The organism is Streptomyces sp. NPDC038135, from assembly GCF_055601245.1.
In genome coordinates, this window is record NZ_JBVJXS010000002.1 from 178,286 (window position 1) to 192,185 (window position 13,900).

Sequence of the window (13,900 nt, forward strand, 5' to 3'; positions counted from 1 at the left end):
TCGGCTCAGCGAACATCCCCCACGTTCTCCAGGAGCGGCAGCATGCGTACCAAGACCAAGTTGACCGCGGTCGTGCTGGGCGCGGCGACCGCCGGCGCCTTCGCGCTCTCGACCGGCGGCGCCAGCGGACACGGCTACACCGACCTCCCCATCAGCAGGCAGAAGCTCTGCCAGAACGGCACCGTGACGAACTGCGGCTCCATCCAGTGGGAGCCGCAGAGCGTCGAGGGCCCCAAGGGCTTCCCGGCCGGCGGACCCGCCGACGGCCAGCTCTGCAACGGCGGCCTCGGCCAGTTCGCCCAGCTCAGCGCACCGAAGACCCCGTCCGGCGCGGCCTGGCCCACCACCCGGGTGACCGGCGGTCAGTCGTACACGTTCCGCTGGCAGTTCACCGCCATGCACGCCACGACGGACTTCAAGTACTACGTCACCAAGCCGGGCTGGAACCAGGGCCACGCCCTGTCCCGCTCGGACCTCAACCTCACCCCGTTCCTGACGGTGCCGTACAACGGCCAGCGCCCGCCGGCCACGCTCAGTCACAGCGGCACGCTGCCGTCCGGCCTGAGCGGCCACCACGTCATCCTCGCGGTGTGGACCATCGCCGACACGGGCAACGCGTTCTACGCCTGCTCCGACGTCACCTTCTGAGCACCGGCGCGGTACAGCACGGAAACTGAGGTTCCCTTGAGGCCGGCCGGCCCTACCGCCGGGTAGGTTCCCGCCACACCGTCCGTTCGACCGACGGCGGTGTGCCGACCTCGGGGGAACCTCATGATGGAACCGCTCTTCTACGCCGTGCCCTGCCTCATGATCGCGGGCTTCGGGTTCGCCGCGTACCTGCTGCTGCGCCGCGCCCGGCGGATCAGCAGGACGTGGAAGCACGGACTGACCGCCGAGGCGCGCTGCCTGCGGATGTACACGACGACCAGCGGGGGCGGCGGGGACACGTCCGTGCGGACGGCCGTCCACCACGTCTACGAGTTCACCACCCGCGACGGCCGCACGCAGCGCTTCGAGGAGGAGGGCGGCCCCGGGACCGTCCTGGAGGGCGACTTCGTCACCGTGCGTTACCTCGCGGAGCAGCCCCACCGGGCCACCGCGCTCCCGCCCGCCCGTGGCAGGCTCGCCGTCGGCACCGGCTTCGCGCTGACGTTCCTCGGGGTGGGCATCGCCTTCTGCTCGGTCTTCATCGTCGTGGCCCACATGATGTTCAGCGAGGCGGGCGATCTGATGCCGTGACCCGTGCGGCCCGGTGGCGGACCGCCCGGGCCCCGGCACGCCGAAGGGCCCCTCGCCGAGGCGAGGGGCCCTTCTTCTGTGCGCCGCCAGGGACTCGAACCCCGGACCCGCTGATTAAGAGTCAGCTGCTCTAACCAACTGAGCTAGCGGCGCATGACTCTCGCCTTCCGCTTACCGCGGCCGGCGACGAAGAAAATACTACCTGGTCCTGAGGGGTGCTCGTGACCACCCGGGAGCGGCTAGATCGCCAGGGACAGCAGCACCGGCGCCGCGTTCCGGTTGAGGGTGTCCGCGGCCTGCTTCAGGCGGTGCGCGTGCTCCACCGGGAGCGAGAGCGCCAGGCACCCGACGGTCGAGCCCGCGGTGATCGGGACGGCGGCGCAGACCGTGCCGATCGCGTACTCCTGGAGGTCCAGAACCGGCACCGTCGCCGGCTGCGACTCCAGCCGGGAGAGCAGCAGCTTGTCGCTGGTGATGGTGCGCGAGGTGAGCCGGGCCATCTTGTGCCGGGACAGATGGTCGCGGCGGGCGTTGTGGTCGAGCTGGGTCAGCAGGCTCTTGCCCACGGCGGTGGCGTGGGCGGAGACGCGGAAGTCCACCCACTCGTTGACCGCGGGAGTGCCTGGGCCGGCGGCGTACTGGGTGACCGTGACCTCGCCGTCCACGTACCGGCTGATGTAGACGGCCGCGCCCACGGAGTCCCGCAGCCGGTCCAGGGTGTGCTGGAGCTTGTCGCGCAGGGCGCCCTCGCGCTCGTGCGCCGAGGTGAGCCGGCGCAGGGTCTCGCCGGTGACGTACGCCCCGTCGGTGACCTGCTCGACGTAGCCCTCGCGGCGCAGCATGCGCAGCAGCGCGGCCAGCCGCTCGGGGTCCAGGGCGGTGCGCTGGGACAGCTCCGCCTCGGTGACGCCGGCGGGGTGACGGGCCACGGTCTCCAGTACGCGCAGCGCGTCGTGGGCGGAGTGGTACGGAGCGGTCGGCTCGTTCATCAGCGCCACGGTGTCCCCCTGGCTCGCTCTGTGGCCGTGATTCCGGTCGGTCGGATCGATACCACGATAACGGGCAAAGGCCCGGCGGGGAGAGGGTGTTGGCGAGATTCTGCCGCCGGCACGCCCCTCCCAACTGGGCCTCAGGCCCTCTGGCATATGCCAGGGTCATCGCCCAGCGCCGGGACCTCGGCTGTTGCCGTTTTCACGGCGGGTGGTCACAGCACCGCGCTGAGGAATTCCCGGGTGCGCTCCTGCTCCGGATCGCCGAAGATCTGCTCCGGCGGCCCCGCCTCGATCACCCGGCCGGAGTCGAACATGAGCACCTGGTCGGAGATGTCCCGGGCGAAGTTCATCTCGTGGGTCACGCAGAGCATCGTGATGTCCGTGCTGCGGGCGATGTCCCGGAGCAGGTCGAGCACGCCCGCGACCAGCTCCGGGTCCAGCGCCGAGGTCACCTCGTCCAGCAGCAGCACCCGCGGCCGCATCGCCAGCGCCCGGGCGATGGCAACCCGCTGCTGCTGACCGCCGGAGAGCATGGTCGGCCGCGCGTCGCACTTGTCGGCGAGCCCCACCAGCTCCAGCAGTTCCCGGGCGCGTGCCTCGGCCTCGTCCTTGGACATGCCGAGCACCTGCACCGGCGCCTCGGTGAGGTTGCGCAGCACGGTCATGTTCGGGAACAGGTTGAACTGCTGGAACACCATCCCGATCTTCTTGCGGGCCTCGCGGACCTGCTTCTCCGGGGCCGGGAACAGGCGCTCCCCGTCCACGGTGATGGTGCCCTCGTCCGGCTTGGTGAGGGTCATCAGCAGCCGCAGGATCGTGGTCTTGCCGGACCCGGAGGGGCCGATCAGCGTCACGTGCTTGCCGGGGTCGACGGAGAAGTTCAGCCGGTCGAGCACGGTGTTCGTCCCGAACCGCTTGGTGACCTCCTCCAGCCGGATCAGCTCACGCCCGGCCGTTAGGGGGCCGGCGTTCGCGTCGGGCTCTTTCGTCAGGGGAGTGTCAGCGGACAAGACGTCGCTCCAGGGCTCGCAGGAGAAGGGAGGCCAGGTAGGAAATGAGGATGAAGGCCACACCGATCACGGTGAGCGGCTCGGTGAACTGGAAGTGCTGCTGGGAGAAGAGCCGGGCCCGGCCGAGCATCTCCAGCACGGTGATCACCATCAGCATCGGCGTGTCCTTCAGCATGGAGATCACGTAGTTGCCGAGGGCGGGGACCACCCGGCGGATCGCCTGCGGCAGGATCACCGCGGTCCAGGTGCGCCGCCGCGGCAGGTTCAGCGCCGTCGCCGCCTCCCACTGGCCGACGGGCACCGCCTCGATGCCGGCCCGGTAGACCTGCATCGTGTACGTCGAGTAGTGCAGCCCGATCGCGAAGACGCCGGTGGCCAGCGCCGAGAAGGTGAGGCCCCACTCGGGCAGCACGTAGAACAGGAAGAACAGCTGGACCAGCAGCGGGGTGTTGCGCACGAACTCCGTGACCACCCCGACCGGCCAGCGCACCCACCGGGAGGGCGCGCGCATCAGCAGCGTCCACACCAGGCCCAGGGTGAAGGAGAGCAGCGAGCCGAGGGCCAGGGCCTGCAGGCTGACCAGCAGCCCGTGCCAGAAGTCCGGCATGAAGTCGCCGACGGCGTTCCAGTCCCACTTCATGCGACACCCCCGCCGACACCGGTCGTCTGCGCCCGCTTCAGCTCACGCGCCGCCGACTCCGTCCCCGGGGCCTTGCCGACCCCGGCCTTCAGCCGCTTCTCGAGACCGCGCATCAGCCGGGTGAGCACGAAGGCGATCGCGAAGTAGATCAGCAGCACGTACGTGTAGATCTCCGCGCTCTGCTGCAGCGCGAGCCGCACCAGGTTGGCGCTGAACGTCAGATCGCCCATGCCCATCACCGACACCAGCGCGGTGCCCTTGAGCAGCTCGATCAGCAGGTTGCAGAACGAGGGGATCATCTCCGGCACCGCCTGCGGCAGGACGATCAGCCGCAGTCGCTGCCAGGGCGTGAAGCCGAGCGCGACACCGCCCTCCTTCTGCGCCGGGTCGACCGCGTTCAGCGCGCCGCGCACGATCTCCGAGCCGTACGCGCCGTACGTCAGCCCGAGCGCCAGCGTGCCCGCCCACATGGGGACGAGCTGCCAGCCGAAGGCGACGGGCAGCACGAAGAACACCCAGAAGATCATCACGAGGGCCGACGTACCGCGGAACACCTCGGTGTAGAAGCCGGCGAGGAAGCGCACGATCCACAGCCGGTGGGTGCGCGCGATGCCGACGACGAAGGACACCGCGGTGGCCAGCAGCGCGCTGAACACCAGCAGCTGGACGGTGACCCATATGCCTTTCAGTACCAGATCCCAGAGGCCTGAGGTCATCCGCCGCACAGCTCCTTCGCGGTGAGGTCCGTCATCTCCGCCTCGGAGAAGCCGAAGGGCCGCAGGACGCGCAGCAGCTCCCCGCTCCGCTTCAGCTGGCGCAGCTCGGCGTTGAAGGCGTCGCGCAGCCTCGTCTCGGTCGGCCGGAACGCGAACGCGCCGCCGTCGACGTGCGGCTTGCCCTTGACCAGCGGGGCGAACGGCTTGGTCGCCTCCGCCTTGCTCGACTTCCTCACCACCTCGCGGGTGGTGAGCGCCGTGCCGGCGAAGACGTCGACCCGCCCGGCCTCCACGGCGTTCAGCCCGGCCACCTGGTCGGGGACGATCAGGATGTCGCTCTCCTTGTAACCGGCCTCCACCGCGTACGCGATCTCGGCGTATCCGGTGCCGGTGGCGAACCTCGCCTTCTTCTCCACCACGTCCCGGTAGGAGTGCAACCCCTTCGGGTTCCCCTTGCGGACGATGAACGAATCCAGCATCTGGTAATCCGGGTCGGCGAAGATCACCTGCTCGCACCGCTCGGGATTGACGTACATGCCGGCGGCGACGACGTCGAACTGCTGGGAGTTGAGACCGGGGATCAGCGAGCCGAACTCCGTCGGCACCGGCTGCACCCGGTCCACTCCGAGCCGCTTGAAGATCACCTTCGCCAGCTCGGGCGCCTCGCCGGTGAGATGACCGTTGCGGTCGATGTACCCGAAGGGGATCTCGCCGGCGATCCCGAGACGTACGACGCCCTGCGCCCGCAACCGGTCGAGCAGTTCGCCGCCGTTCTCGTCCGACGCCGAGGCCACTCGTGTGCAGCCGGTGGCGCCGAGCGCGCCCACCGCGCCGATCGCCGCGACGCCCGTGAGCAACGAACGCCTGCTGTGTCTGTGTTTTGACCGGAATATGTGCGCGTCTTTCCCAAGTGGTGGAGCCATGGCGGCGCGGCTACCCAGACGCATCCGTCCCATGCGACCCGGTTTTCGGCCGAACGACGCGCCACCGCCTCGCCGCTCCTGCGGGGCGCGCGCCGCACGTCACGCCCGCTGGACGACCGCGCGCCCCTGACCTGCGCGGCGGTGTGGGGAGGCACCGCCCCTGGCGGACGACGCCCACTGCGCCGCGTACGCGCGCGACGGGATCTCCGCCCCCGTCCTGCCCTTCGCCTCCACCGAACCCCCACCGGAGCACCCCACGGTCCCCCCGGATTCCCGGCGGCTCGTGGCGTTTCGCGTCCTCCGGCGCCGGGTCAGTGGCCGGGCACGTATCCGCGTTTCTTGTCGACCACGTTCTGCAGCGGCCTGCCCGCCGCCCACCGCTCGTACAACTCCACGAACTGCAGTCCCAGTTCGTCCCGCCAGCCGACCGTGTCGCCGCTCATGTGCGGGGAGACGACCAGTCCGGGAAGACCCCACAGCGGACTGTCCCCGGGCAACGGCTCGGCGGCGAAGACGTCCAGCGCGGCGCCCGCGATCCAGCGCCTGCGCAGCGCCTCCGCGAGGGCGTCCTCGTCGACGAGCTGCCCGCGGCCGACGTTCACGAAGACCGCCGAGGGCTGCATCACGCCGAACCGGTGCGCGTCGAACATGCCGCGCGTCTGCCCGGTCAGCGGCGCGGCGGCGATCACCCAGTCGGCGCGGGCGATCAGCCGGTCGAGGTCGCCGGGCCCGTGCACGCCGGTGCGCGGCACCCGGCCGACCAGGGCCGTGGTCACGTCCAGCGCCTTCAGGGTGCGCGCGATCGCCCGGCCGATCGGCCCCGAACCGACGACGCAGGCGCGCGTGCCCGCCACCCGGCGGGTCTCCCGGTGCCGCCAGGTCCGCTCCCGCTGCAGCTCCAGGGTGCGCGGCAGGTCCTTGGCGACCGCCAGCACCAGCGCGGCCACGTACTCCGCGACCGGCTGGTCGAAGATCCCGCGCGCGTTGGTCACCACGGTGTCCGACGCGGCCAGCTCCGGGCACATCAGATGATCCACCCCGGCGCTCGCCGTGTGCACCCAGCGCGGCCGCGGCCCCTCGCCGGGCCAGGCCCCGCGCACCGCGTGCGAGGTGAAGTCCCACACCAGCAGCACGTCCGCGCCCGGCAGCAGGTCCGCGAGGCCGGCCGCGTCCGTGTGCTCGATCCGGGCGCGGCCGGTCAGCCGGCCGAGCCGGGGCGGCGGGTCGGCGTCCAGCACGAGCAGGGTGGGGAGGGTCGACGTCATAGGGGGCGGCTCCGAGCGTCCGACATGCGCGGTTCGACCACGCTCGCACCAGGGCCCACCTTCGTCAACACGGGCGTGGCCACCGAGCGTTGCCCTCATCTCCCCGCGTGAGGCGGGTGTGCCGCGGACGTCTCCCCGGCGGTGGCGCCGGGCGCCGGACCGGTGTCGGCCGCATCCGACCCGGACCGCTCGTGCCGGTCGAGGTGAACCCGGATCCCGCCCGGCCGGACGGCGTCGCGGTGACGGCCCGCGGGGTGCTCGCACCCCCCTGCTCTCGGCCAACCAGGTCACGATGTGGGCGGCGCTGCGCCGACTGGGTACCCGAGCCATGGGGGACCTGTCAGGCGCCGCTCGACGAGGCCGCGCGTGACCGGCCCGCACTGCCGGAAGAGACACAGGAACACGGAGAAGGGCTGACATGACAGCACTCGGATTCCTCTACTCGGGCCACTCCGGAGAGGACGACTACCCGCGCATCGAGCAGCTCCTGGGCAGCGACATCCGGGTGGACCTGGTGCACACGGACATGGCGGAGGACGTCCTCCGCGTCGACGCCCTGCGCGCGCTGGGATCGCCCGAGCGGCTCGCCGACGGCATGGAGCGGCTGCGGCTGTCCGGCGCCGAGACGGTGGTGTGGGCCTGCACCAGCGGCAGCTTCGTGCACGGCTGGGACGGCGCCCAGGACCAGGTGCGGTCGCTGGCCATGATGGCAGGGATGCCCGCCTCCTCGACGTCCTTCGCCTTCGTGCACGCGGCCCGCGAGATCGGCGTGCGGCGGGTGGCCGTGGGCACGACCTACCCGGAGGAGGTGGCCGCGCTGTTCACGGACTTCCTGCGGGCCGGGGGACTGGAGGTGGTCGCGACCCGGTCGTCGGGGATCGTCACGGCGGCCGAGGCGGGCGGCTGGGGCGAGGAGGAGGTGCTCACGCTGGCCCGGGCCGCGGACGTGGCCGACGCCGAGGCCGTGCTGCTGCCGGACACCGCGCTGCGCACGGTCGCCCACCTCGGTCTGCTGGAGAAGTCCCTGTCCAAGCCGGTGCTCACCGCCAACCAGGTGACCGTGTGGGAGGCGCTGCGGCTGGCCGACCGCCGGGTGAACGCCCCCGAGCTGGGCACACTGTTCACCCGCGAGCCGATCGTCCAGGCCTGACCGGGGGCGGGAAGGGGCGGGGCCGGGACGGGGCCCCGGAATAAACGGGGACAGCCTCCTGTTGGCCCACGCTGGACAGCTCACGGCCCAGAAACAGGAGGCACACACCGTGTCGGCAGACGAGATCCGGGGCACGACGCACGGCACCGCCCCCGTCCCCCTCTCCGTACTGGACCTGGTGACCGTGGGCGCGGGCAGCACCGCCACCGAGGCGCTGCGCACCAGCGTGGAGCTGTCCCGGTTCGCGGAGTCCCGCGGCTTCCACCGGTACTGGGTGGCGGAACACCACTCCATGCCCGGCGTCGCCTCCTCCTCGCCCGCGGTGATCCTCGCCCACCTCGCCGCCCACACCGACCGCATCCGGCTCGGCTCGGGCGGCGTCATGCTGCCCAACCACGCGCCCCTGGTGATCGCCGAGCAGTTCGGCACGCTGGAGGCGATGGCCCCCGGGCGGGTCGACCTGGGCCTCGGCCGCGCCCCCGGCACGGACGGCGCCACCGCCGCCGCGCTGCGCCGCACCGACGGCCTGAACGAGGGCGCCGACGACTTCCCGCAGCAGCTCGCCGAGCTCATCCGCTTCCTGGACGACGACTTCCCCGACGGCCACCCCTACCGGCGGATCCACGCGATCCCCGGCCCCGTGCAGGGCAGCACCCCCGGCGGCGTGCAGTCCGCGCACCGCCCGCCCGTCTGGCTGCTGGGCTCCTCCGGCTTCAGCGCCCGCCTCGCCGGAATGCTCGGACTGCCCTTCGCCTTCGCCCACCACTTCTCCGCGCAGAACACCATCCCGGCGCTCGACCTCTACCGGCAGACCTTCCGGCCCTCCGAGCTCCTCGACCGGCCGTACGCCGTCATCGGCGTCTCCGCGCTCGCCGCCGACGACGAGCGGGAGGCCCGCCGGCAGGTGCGCGCGACCGCGCTGAACATGATCCGGCTGCGCACCGGCCGGCCCGGTCTCTTCCCCGACCCGGACGAGGCCGAGAGCTACGAGTTCAGTCCGATGGAGGAGGACTTCGTGGCCTCCTGGGCCGGCAACATCGTGCACGGCACCGCCGACGAGGTCCGCACCGGCCTCGACGACCTGCACAAGCGCACCGGCGCCGACGAGCTGATGCTCACCACGCACGCCCACCGCGGCGACCTGCGGCTGCGCTCCTACGAACTGATCGCCGACGCCTACGGCTTGCCCACCGCGTAGTCCTGCGTCCCCAGCAGCTCGGAGATGCGGTCCGGCGGCACCGGACGGGAGTACAGCCAGCCCTGTCCGGTGTCGCAGCCGATCCGGCGCAGCCGGGTGGCCTGGGCCGAGGTCTCCACGCACTCGGCGGTGACGGTCAGGCCGAGCCGGTGGGCGAGCTGGATCATCGCCTCCACGATCACCTCGTCGGCCGGGTTGGGCGGCGCCTGCGTCGCCCCCGTGGCCGCCTCCTCGTACTGGAAGCCGCGCACGAAGGAGCCGTCCAGCTTCAGGACCTTCACCGGCAGCCGGCTCAGATACGCCAGGTTGGAGTAGCCGGTGCCGAAGTCGTCGATGGCGATGCGCACGCCCATGTCGCTGAGCGCCTGAAGGGTCTGCAGCGGCCGGCCGGCCGAGCCCATCACGGCCGACTCGGTCAGCTCCAGCTGGAGCAGGTGCGGGTCGAGCCCGGTCTCGGCGAGGGTCTGCGCCACGTCCGCCACCAGGTCGGAGTCCCACACCTGGCGCACGGCCACGTTCACGCTGACGAAGATCGGCGGCTCGTCCGGGTGGTCGAGCTGCCAGCGGCGGGCCTGCCGGCAGGCGGTGGCCAGGGCCCAGCGGCCGAGCTGCACGATCGAGCCGTCCTCCTCGGCCAGTGCGATGAACCGATTCGGCGTCAGCGTGCCGAACTGCGGGTGGTGCCAGCGGACCAGCGCCTCGACGCCGCTGAGCCGTCCGTCCTCCATGCCCACCAACGGCTGGTACTCCAGGGCGAATTCACCGCGTTCGATGGCGGGGCGCAGGGTGGAGGAGAGGGCCTGGCGGGTCATGCGGTGCGCGTTGCGCTCGGGGTCGAACAGGGTCCAGCGGCCCTTGCCGTCCGCCTTCGCCCAGTACAGCGTCGTGTCGGCCGCCTGCATCAGACCGGTCGCGGTCGTGCCGGCCGCGTGCCGCTCGACGACGCCGATGGAGGCGGTCAGCGACAGCCGCTGCCCGGCAAGGTCGAACGGCTCCTCCAGCGCCTTCAGTGCGGACTCGGCGAGATCGGCGACCTGCTCGGTGCCGGTGGAGTCCTCGACCAGCAGGGCGAATTCGTCCCCGCCGAGCCGCGCCACCAGCGGGGTGCCCGCGCGGGCGTGGCCGGCCTCGTCGGCGACCCGGGTCAGGCGTTCGGCGACCGCCGCGAGCAGCCGGTCGCCCACCCGGTGGCCGAGGGTGTCGTTGACGGCCTTGAAGCCGTCGATGTCCAGGTAGCACAGGCCGATCCGGCCGGTGCCGCCGCGCTCGTAGGCCTCCGTCTCGAGCGCGGCCGTCAGGCGCTCGAAGAACAGGGTGCGGTTGGGCAGCCGGGTCACCGGGTCGTGCATCTCCAAGTGCCGCAGGCGGGACTGCAGTTCACGGCGGGCGCTGATGTCGGTGGCCGAGACCAGCGCCCCCGGTCCGCCGTCCGCCAGCGGGGTCACGGTGACCCGCACCCACACCGAGTGTCCCTCGGGGTGCTTGATCCGGCGGGTGCAGCGCAGCTTCGCCTGCCGGCCGCACAGGACCTCGCGGTAGGCGTGCCAGGTGCGGGTGTCCGAGGCCAGGTCCATCAGGTCGGCGGCGGCCCGCCCGGCCAGCGAGCGGGGATCGGTGCCGAGGAGTTCGCCGAGGGCGGCGTTGGCGCTGACGACGAGGCCCTCGGGGTCGACGACTGCCATGGACAGCGGGGCGGCCGTGAAGACACGGTGGTAGATGGTGTGATCACTGTCTGTGACGGCTGACCGGTCGAGGTCTGCCGCGGGCGTCGGCCCTTCGGACGTTCCGCTCACCGCTCGCTCCCGCAGTGCACTCGATCTCGGTCCGTGCCGGAAAGTGTGCCGATCATAGAGGCTGGCTCTCGGGCCTTCCAGCCGCTTGTCAGTGTCCCGGACAGACCACAGGTTCTGACAGATCGTTTCTGCCCGCACCTGGACGGGTTCTTAGGCCCCTCGACCAGTTGTGACGTTCCGTGAGTGTTTCGGGGTGTCGACCGCCGGTGCGCGCGCCGCGCAAACGGGCGCACTCACCCTTCTGGTTCAGGCAAACAGGACGAATCGCAAGAAACTCCCACACTCTGGATTCGGTGTCCCCGTGAACCGCCTCCGGAGGTCATTTCCGTGCCCAAGCTGCGCAGCACCGCCGCCGTGGCCACCACGATGTCGGCGCTCGCCGCCACCTCGATCCTGACCGGCCCGTCGGTCGCCGAGCCCTTCTCGACGACCCCCTGCGCGCTGCACCGGACCGAGGCCCACCACTCGGAGGGCCTGGACACCTGGAACACGGCCTATCCCCGGCCGGCCGGCACCCTCGACGCCGTCATGATCTTCCTGTCCTTCCCGGACGCCCGCCCGGACACCACGCCCGAGGAGCTGGCCGCCGACCACTTCCCCGCCACCAGCCGCTTCTACGAGCAGGCGTCCTACGGCAGGTTCACCCTGCGCCCGCACCCGCTGAAGCACTGGCTGCGCATGCCGCGGCCGTCGACCGCGTACGCCATAAGGCGTGACTGGAGCGCCGCCGACCGGGCCGCCTACCTGCGCGACGCCTTCGCGGCGGCCGACGGCGAGGTGGACTTCTCCCGCTACGACGTGGTCTACCTCGTCGCCGATCCGGACGCCCCCGGGGTCGACTCGGACGCGACGAAGGTGGTCAACCTCGCGACCCCGATGCGGGTCGACGGCACCGACGTCCGCCGGGTCGTCACCGTGTTCGAGAAGCACCCGCCGGACCGCCTGGTACTGGCCCACGAGACCGGGCACGTCTTCGACCTGCCCGACCTCTACCACCGTCCCGTCGACGGGAAGGGCGACTGGGACACCTACGTCGGCGACTGGGACCTGATGGGCAGCCAGTTCGGACTCGCCCCTGATCTGTTCGCCTGGCACAAGTGGAAGCTGGGCTGGCTGGACCCGCGCCAGGTGGCGTGCGTACGGGGTACGGGTCCGACCCGGCTGACCCTGGAGCCGCTGACCGCCGGTCCCGGGGCCGCCGGCTCCGGCTCGGCGGGCGCCGGGGGCGCGCCGGCGTTCGGCCTCGGCCACGGCACCAAGCTGGCGGTGGTGCGCACCGGCCCGGACAGCGCGCTCGCGTTCGAGGCGCGCGGCCCGGCCGGGAACGACCGGGCGGCCTGCCGGCAGGGGGTCCTGGTGTACCGCGTGCGCAGCGGTGAGGCGTCGGGCGGCGGGCCGATCGAGGTGGTGGACGCCCATCCCGGCACCGAGGCCTGCTGGGAGAACTCGGTCTACCCGCCCCTGGCCGACGCCCCCGTCGCCCTGGGCGAGAGCTTCACGGTGCCCGGCGAGGGCGTGAAGGTCGAGGTGGAGGAGCGGACCGCGTCCGGGGCCTGGACGGTGAAGATCACACCGGGGCTGGTCGGCTGATGCGCGGTGGAGCGGCGCGAAACAGAGATGGCGAGGTGGTTCGCGCTTCACGCGAACACTCCTCGCCATCGTCATCGTGCGCCGCCAGGGACTCGAACCCCGGACCCGCTGATTAAGAGTCAGCTGCTCTAACCAACTGAGCTAGCGGCGCCTGCTGACGTCGTAGACATTAGCATCATGGTCGGCGGGAGGAAAAATCGATATCCGCACCGCCGCGCGGGCCGCCCGTACCGCCGCCCAGAGGAGTACCTCGGGGCCCGGCAGCCAGGGATGACGGGTGTCCGGCGCCACCAGCCAGCGGGACCCGCCGGAGGCGGAGTCGCCGCCGCTCAGAGCCGGGACGGTCACCGCGTCCCCGGTGCCGTGGCAGAGCAGCGGCGGGACCGCCGCGGTGCGGTTGGACCCCCACTCCTCCCAGGTCAGCAGGGAGGGCAGGCGCTGGGCGGTGCCAGGAGCGGTGAACAGCAGCATGCGGCCCCGGAACACCGCCACCGGCCCGGAGCCCGGCCCCTCGTCCCACAGCCGGTCCAGCATCCGGCGCCCGAAGATCGCGGGGGCGCTCACCACGTCGAACACGGTGCCGCAGGGCAGCACCAGCGGGGCGTCCGGACGCTCACGCCAGAGGGCGAGCGTGCTGCGCGGGTACGTTCCCGCCGAGGCGAGCCAGGAGGCTCCGTCGGCCGTGGCACAGGTGACGTTCGGCGTGCTGCTCATGCCTCCCAGATGTACCGGCCGTGAGTGCGCGGTTCTCCTGAGTTGCGGAAATCCGGGACGGGAGAGGGCGGAGGGGAGTATCTTGCCCGCCTGGCATATGCCGGACGGAGTTGATCAGATCGGGTCGACGGACGGCCGGCCCTCGGTGTCGGCCCCGCGCATCAGATCACGGCCGAACTCGACCATCTTCTTGGCGTAGTCCTCGGTCCACTCCGCGCGCTCGGCGATGTCCGCCGGGGTGAGCCGGTCGAACCGGCGCGGGTCGGCGAGCTGGGCCGCGGCCACGGCCTGGAACTCCATGGCCCGGTCGGCCGCCGCGCGGAACGCCTGGGTCAGCTCCGTCGCCCGCGCCAGCAGCTCCCGCGGGTCCTCGACCGACTCCAGGTCGAAGAAGTGCTCGGGATCGGTGGCCGCCTCCGCGGGCTCGAAGAGCAGGGGCGCGGGGCGTAGCCGCGGTTGGTTCCTGCGCGGCGTGGGCTCCGCCATGTCTCGTCTCCTCCGTACGGTCGGTTCGGCACCGCCTTCGTGCGGCCCACCGTCCATTGTCCCGCGCCCCCGCAAGAGGCCCTCGGCGAACGGTCCCGGGCCGCCGAGCGGACCGTGTTCCCGGCCCGCCACGCGAGGGCGCGGTCACGGGCGCCATTCCACCCGGTGTTCGGCCAGATGGGCC

At 71.9% G+C, this 13,900-nt stretch carries 14 protein-coding genes, 2 tRNA genes and 1 pseudogene; 6 read left to right on the forward strand and 11 right to left on the reverse strand.

All coding sequences use genetic code 11. The features are described 5' to 3' along the window. The first annotated feature begins 42 nt into the window (after positions 1-42). Together ACZ7JA_RS05155 and ACZ7JA_RS05160 are read left to right on the forward strand one after the other, a co-directional pair. Entirely contained in the window at positions 43-648 is a 606-nt protein-coding gene (locus ACZ7JA_RS05155) for a lytic polysaccharide monooxygenase auxiliary activity family 9 protein (protein ID WP_351665165.1), read from the forward strand. A gap of 126 nt (positions 649-774) precedes the next feature. Further along, positions 775-1,239 (forward strand): DUF3592 domain-containing protein, encoded by a 465-nt coding sequence (locus ACZ7JA_RS05160; protein WP_389299910.1) that lies wholly within the window; start codon positions 775-777, stop codon positions 1,237-1,239. A 79-nt stretch (positions 1,240-1,318) separates the two neighbouring features. On the opposite strand, the gene ACZ7JA_RS05165 is transcribed toward ACZ7JA_RS05160, so the two are convergent. From ACZ7JA_RS05165 to ACZ7JA_RS05195, 7 genes are all read right to left on the reverse strand, one after another. Continuing rightward, positions 1,319-1,392: transfer RNA gene (locus ACZ7JA_RS05165), tRNA-Lys, on the reverse strand. A gap of 86 nt (positions 1,393-1,478) precedes the next feature. Then, a complete protein-coding gene (locus ACZ7JA_RS05170) occupies positions 1,479-2,237 on the reverse strand; it encodes an IclR family transcriptional regulator (protein WP_351665164.1) in 759 nt (252 codons plus the stop codon). Positions 2,238-2,443: 206 nt separating this feature from the next. Continuing rightward, entirely contained in the window at positions 2,444-3,241 is a 798-nt protein-coding gene (gene ehuA / locus ACZ7JA_RS05175) for an ectoine/hydroxyectoine ABC transporter ATP-binding protein EhuA (RefSeq protein ID WP_470807250.1), read from the reverse strand. Then, entirely contained in the window at positions 3,231-3,881 is a 651-nt protein-coding gene (gene ehuD, locus ACZ7JA_RS05180; RefSeq protein WP_351665163.1) for an ectoine/hydroxyectoine ABC transporter permease subunit EhuD, read from the reverse strand. Before ehuD ends, ehuA begins: the two co-directional genes overlap by 11 nt. After that, entirely contained in the window at positions 3,878-4,597 is a 720-nt protein-coding gene (gene ehuC, locus ACZ7JA_RS05185) for an ectoine/hydroxyectoine ABC transporter permease subunit EhuC (RefSeq protein WP_351665162.1), read from the reverse strand. The genes ehuD and ehuC overlap by 4 nt, the downstream gene beginning before the upstream one ends. Beyond that, positions 4,594-5,520, reverse strand: a complete 927-nt coding sequence (gene ehuB, locus ACZ7JA_RS05190; RefSeq protein ID WP_470807251.1) for an ectoine/hydroxyectoine ABC transporter substrate-binding protein EhuB — start codon at positions 5,518-5,520, stop codon at positions 4,594-4,596. The genes ehuC and ehuB overlap by 4 nt, the downstream gene beginning before the upstream one ends. Before the next feature lie 311 nt (positions 5,521-5,831). Continuing rightward, on the reverse strand, positions 5,832-6,785 hold the full coding sequence (locus tag ACZ7JA_RS05195) for a D-2-hydroxyacid dehydrogenase (RefSeq protein WP_351665160.1): 954 nt from the start codon (positions 6,783-6,785) through the stop codon (positions 5,832-5,834). Between the two features lie 259 nt (positions 6,786-7,044). On the opposite strand from ACZ7JA_RS05195, the pseudogene ACZ7JA_RS05200 reads away from it, so the two are divergent. The 3 genes and pseudogenes from ACZ7JA_RS05200 to ACZ7JA_RS05210 form a co-directional block, all read left to right on the forward strand. Then, a pseudogene (locus ACZ7JA_RS05200) lies at positions 7,045-7,207 on the forward strand (maleate cis-trans isomerase family protein); the annotation flags it as partial. Continuing rightward, the gene (locus ACZ7JA_RS05205) at positions 7,204-7,935 is read left to right on the forward strand and encodes a maleate cis-trans isomerase family protein (RefSeq protein ID WP_470807252.1); all 732 of its coding nucleotides are present in this window, start codon (positions 7,204-7,206) and stop codon (positions 7,933-7,935) included. The pseudogene ACZ7JA_RS05200 and the gene ACZ7JA_RS05205, both read left to right, overlap by 4 nt. A 109-nt stretch (positions 7,936-8,044) precedes the next feature. After that, positions 8,045-9,133 carry an LLM class flavin-dependent oxidoreductase gene (locus ACZ7JA_RS05210; RefSeq protein ID WP_351665158.1) on the forward strand — a complete coding sequence of 363 codons (1,089 nt, stop codon included), beginning with the start codon at positions 8,045-8,047 and terminating at the stop codon, positions 9,131-9,133. On the opposite strand, the gene ACZ7JA_RS05215 is transcribed toward ACZ7JA_RS05210, so the two are convergent. Beyond that, on the reverse strand, positions 9,112-10,926 hold the full coding sequence (locus ACZ7JA_RS05215; protein ID WP_389299093.1) for a putative bifunctional diguanylate cyclase/phosphodiesterase: 1,815 nt from the start codon (positions 10,924-10,926) through the stop codon (positions 9,112-9,114). The genes ACZ7JA_RS05210 and ACZ7JA_RS05215 overlap by 22 nt on opposite strands. Before the next feature lie 366 nt (positions 10,927-11,292). Here ACZ7JA_RS05215 and ACZ7JA_RS05220 point away from each other — a divergent pair, with 366 nt between their 5' ends. Then, complete coding sequence (locus ACZ7JA_RS05220; protein WP_389299913.1) at positions 11,293-12,516, forward strand: M6 family metalloprotease domain-containing protein; 1,224 nt, start codon at positions 11,293-11,295, stop codon at positions 12,514-12,516. Between the two features lie 77 nt (positions 12,517-12,593). Here ACZ7JA_RS05220 and ACZ7JA_RS05225 read toward each other — a convergent pair. The 3 genes from ACZ7JA_RS05225 to ACZ7JA_RS05235 form a co-directional block, all read right to left on the reverse strand. Then, positions 12,594-12,667 (reverse strand) — tRNA-Lys (locus ACZ7JA_RS05225). Further along, positions 12,658-13,230, reverse strand: coding sequence for a bifunctional DNA primase/polymerase (locus ACZ7JA_RS05230; RefSeq protein ID WP_351665156.1), 573 nt, complete (start codon positions 13,228-13,230; stop codon positions 12,658-12,660). The genes ACZ7JA_RS05225 and ACZ7JA_RS05230 overlap by 10 nt, the downstream gene beginning before the upstream one ends. Before the next feature lie 114 nt (positions 13,231-13,344). Then, complete coding sequence (locus tag ACZ7JA_RS05235; protein WP_389446528.1) at positions 13,345-13,716, reverse strand: hypothetical protein; 372 nt, start codon at positions 13,714-13,716, stop codon at positions 13,345-13,347. Positions 13,717-13,900: the final 184 nt, after the last annotated feature.

What these genes read in the sequence shown, in the direction of transcription:
- ACZ7JA_RS05155 (WP_351665165.1), top strand. Translation starts at nt 43, where the DNA reads ATGCGTACCAAGACCAAGTTGACCGCGGTCGTGCTGGGCGCGGCGACC.
- ACZ7JA_RS05160 (WP_389299910.1), top strand. Translation starts at nt 775, where the DNA reads ATGGAACCGCTCTTCTACGCCGTGCCCTGCCTCATGATCGCGGGCTTC.
- ehuD (WP_351665163.1), bottom strand. Translation starts at nt 3,881, where the DNA reads ATGAAGTGGGACTGGAACGCCGTCGGCGACTTCATGCCGGACTTCTGG.
- ehuC (WP_351665162.1), bottom strand. Translation starts at nt 4,597, where the DNA reads ATGACCTCAGGCCTCTGGGATCTGGTACTGAAAGGCATATGGGTCACC.
- ehuB (WP_470807251.1), bottom strand. Translation starts at nt 5,520, where the DNA reads ATGGCTCCACCACTTGGGAAAGACGCGCACATATTCCGGTCAAAACAC.
- ACZ7JA_RS05195 (WP_351665160.1), bottom strand. Translation starts at nt 6,785, where the DNA reads ATGACGTCGACCCTCCCCACCCTGCTCGTGCTGGACGCCGACCCGCCG.
- ACZ7JA_RS05205 (WP_470807252.1), top strand. Translation starts at nt 7,204, where the DNA reads ATGACAGCACTCGGATTCCTCTACTCGGGCCACTCCGGAGAGGACGAC.
- ACZ7JA_RS05220 (WP_389299913.1), top strand. Translation starts at nt 11,293, where the DNA reads ATGTCGGCGCTCGCCGCCACCTCGATCCTGACCGGCCCGTCGGTCGCC.
- ACZ7JA_RS05230 (WP_351665156.1), bottom strand. Translation starts at nt 13,230, where the DNA reads ATGAGCAGCACGCCGAACGTCACCTGTGCCACGGCCGACGGAGCCTCC.
- ACZ7JA_RS05235 (WP_389446528.1), bottom strand. Translation starts at nt 13,716, where the DNA reads ATGGCGGAGCCCACGCCGCGCAGGAACCAACCGCGGCTACGCCCCGCG.